This is a genomic window from Streptomyces alkaliterrae, from assembly GCF_007097205.2.
GTDB classification, from domain to species: Bacteria; Actinomycetota; Actinomycetes; order Streptomycetales; family Streptomycetaceae; genus Streptomyces; species Streptomyces alkaliterrae.
This window is the reverse complement of sequence record NZ_VJYK02000642.1, coordinates 1-874: the sequence shown is the minus strand read 5'-3', so window position 1 is coordinate 874 and position 874 is coordinate 1. Positions and strand designations below refer to the sequence as shown.

Sequence of the window (874 nt, the reverse complement as noted above, 5' to 3'; positions counted from 1 at the left end):
GTGGTGGGTGGGTCAGTGGACGCAGAATTCGTTGCCTTCCGGGTCTTTGAGGATGCTCCACGAGCCGGCGGGTTCGTCGACGTGGCGGACGACGGTGGCGCCGAGGTTGGTGAGGCGGTCGACGGTGGTGGGGCGGTCGTCGGCCTCGGTGTGGATGTCGATGTGGAGGCGGTTCTTGGTGTCGGGTTTGGGTTCGGGGACGCGGTTGAAGAGGAGGCGGCGGCCGAGGCCGGTGCCGGAGGCGGGGTCGACCGGGTCGTCCGGGTGGCGGACGGCGGCGGCGTCGCGCCAGGCGCGGCGGCCGTGGTGTTCGGTGACCAGTGACGCGCTCACGTAGCCCGATTCCAGGAGGGCTGTGATGAGGGCGCTGTTGTCCTCGACGTCGTAGCCGAGGGCGGCGGCCCAGAAGTCGGCCTGTCGGTGGGGGTCGGCGCAGTCGATGACGAGTTTCCAGTGCAGTGGCATGGCCGGGGCCTTTCGTCAGTCGGATGTAACTACTTATAGTGGTTACATGATGGATCGGGCAACGGGACTCGTGCTCACCTCACCGGATGGGGTGCGTTATCGGTTTGATCCGGGTGCGCTCTGTCTGGAGCTGCTGCTCACGGGCGGTCCCGGGGAGATCGCGCGGTACGAGTCGTTGCACGAGCCGGCCGGGCTGCTGGAGTGGGTCGTCCACTCGCGGCTGCGGCCGACGCCGGAGCTGCGGGTGAGCGGTGAGGAGCTGGCCGAGACGCGGCGGGCGCGGGACGCGCTGTGGCGGCTGGTGTGGGCGCGGACGGGGAGGGGTGAGGCGTCAGTGGAGGACCTGGGGGTGCTCAACGCCGCCGCTGCCCGGCCGCCGCTCGCTCCGGCGTTGTACGCGGACGGTGTC

2 protein-coding genes are annotated in these 874 nt (G+C 70.1%); one reads left to right on the top strand and one right to left on the bottom strand.

Features of this window, described 5'->3' with window-relative positions:
- Positions 1-12 precede the first annotated feature (12 nt).
- A complete protein-coding gene (locus FNX44_RS27280; protein WP_143651627.1) occupies positions 13-465 on the bottom strand; it encodes a VOC family protein in 453 nt (150 codons plus the stop codon).
- A 46-nt stretch (positions 466-511) separates the two neighbouring features.
- On the opposite strand from FNX44_RS27280, the gene FNX44_RS27275 reads away from it, so the two are divergent.
- Positions 512-874, top strand: a 363-nt coding sequence (locus FNX44_RS27275) for an ABATE domain-containing protein (RefSeq protein WP_228450328.1), incomplete at its 3' end; no start/stop codon positions are given.

What these genes read in the sequence shown, in the direction of transcription:
- FNX44_RS27280 (WP_143651627.1), bottom strand. Translation starts at nt 465, where the DNA reads ATGCCACTGCACTGGAAACTCGTCATCGACTGCGCCGACCCCCACCGA.